The following is a 1,362-nucleotide window of genomic DNA, read 5'->3' as shown; positions in this document are numbered from 1 at the left end:
TAGTAGCATTATGGATAGGCTTTGTTAAGATGCCAAGCGTTCGTACCTACTATTATCTTTTTATCTTAGGACTTACGCAAAACCGAATAAGTATTGCTAACCTCAAGAATAACGTAGTAGCATAAAGTCATGAAAAAGCCCAAAGTAACCCGACTAGATTATTGCCAATATCTCATGGTGAGTCAAATAAACTACACCATTACTAATTATGCTGATCATCATCCTGAGAATATCAGTCATGACCGTATCAATCGCTATTTGAAAGGCGATAAGCTCAAACCCCGTCTAGTCTGGGAGCAAGTCAAACAAGACCTTGTATCCCATGCTGATGGTTACCTGATCTTTGATGATACTGTATTAGACAAAGACCATAGTCACAAGATAGAACTGGTCAACCGCCAGTACAGTGGTAACGCCAAGCGCTTGATTAAATGCATTGGCCTTGTGAACTGCATCTACGTTAACCCGCACACCCAGCAGTATTGGGTTATTGACTATCGTATTTATGACAAAGCCATTGATGGTAAAACCAAGCTTGATCATTTAAAAGACATGCTACAGCACAGTATTGAGTACAAGCAGCTGGCATTTAAAACCGTGCTTATGGACAGCTGGTATGCCACCAAAGACATCATGCTCACCATTGATGGTTTGGATAAAATATTTTACTGTCCGCTTAAGAGCAACCGTTTGGTTGATGACTCCAAAGGACAACGAGCTTATAGCGCAGTAAGTACTTTAGAATGGACAGAGGCAGAACAAGATAACGGCAAGTTGATTAAGATAAATAAGTTCCCTAAAGATTATAAAGTGCAATTGTTTCGGGTCGTGGTGAGTACTCACCGCACGGATTGGGTCGTCACCAACGATACCACTCAAGCTAATCGTAATGACGTACAACAGGTGTGCGCCATACGCTGGAAGATTGAGCAGTTTCATAGAGAGATTAAGCAGTTAACAGGCATAGAGTCTAATCAGTGTCGCAAAGCACGTATTCAACGCAATCATATTTGTTGTTCTATATTGGTTTGGGTATGCTTGACCCGTATTGCTAAGCAAACAAAGAAAACGGTATATCAGTTAAAACATGGCTTACTTGATAACTACCTCTGCGAGCAGTTACGCTCGCCTAGGCTGAAGGTTGCGTAAGTCCTAATAATATATGTAGTAATGACTTTCATTCAATACAAACCTTTAGAGCGCTTTAGCAAGATGCTCATAGATCATCAACTTAACACCATCACTCCCCTGTTGTGCATTATTTGGTATGCCATTGCTCAATAATGCCACAACGCCCCCTTGCTCATCGATAGCCACTAAGGACGATAGCCCTAGTAAATTACCATCTCGGTAATATACCGT

1 protein-coding gene is annotated in these 1,362 nt (G+C 41.0%); it reads left to right on the top strand.

Annotated features, from left to right (window positions below; genetic code table 11):
* The first annotated feature begins 129 nt into the window (after positions 1 to 129).
* Complete coding sequence (locus tag JMX13_RS13500; RefSeq protein WP_201613326.1) at positions 130 to 1,149, top strand: transposase; 1,020 nt, start codon at positions 130 to 132, stop codon at positions 1,147 to 1,149.
* Positions 1,150 to 1,362 lie beyond the last annotated feature (213 nt).

Origin of the sequence: Psychrobacter immobilis (genome assembly GCF_904846285.1) — a bacterium.
Taxonomy (GTDB): domain Bacteria; phylum Pseudomonadota; class Gammaproteobacteria; order Pseudomonadales; family Moraxellaceae; genus Psychrobacter; species Psychrobacter immobilis_D.
The sequence above is the reverse complement of the archived record's forward strand: the minus strand, read 5'-3'. Positions and strand labels throughout refer to the sequence as shown.

Coding starts and splice junctions, on each gene's coding strand:
- JMX13_RS13500 (WP_201613326.1), top strand. CDS start 130: ATGAAAAAGCCCAAAGTAACCCGACTAGATTATTGCCAATATCTCATG.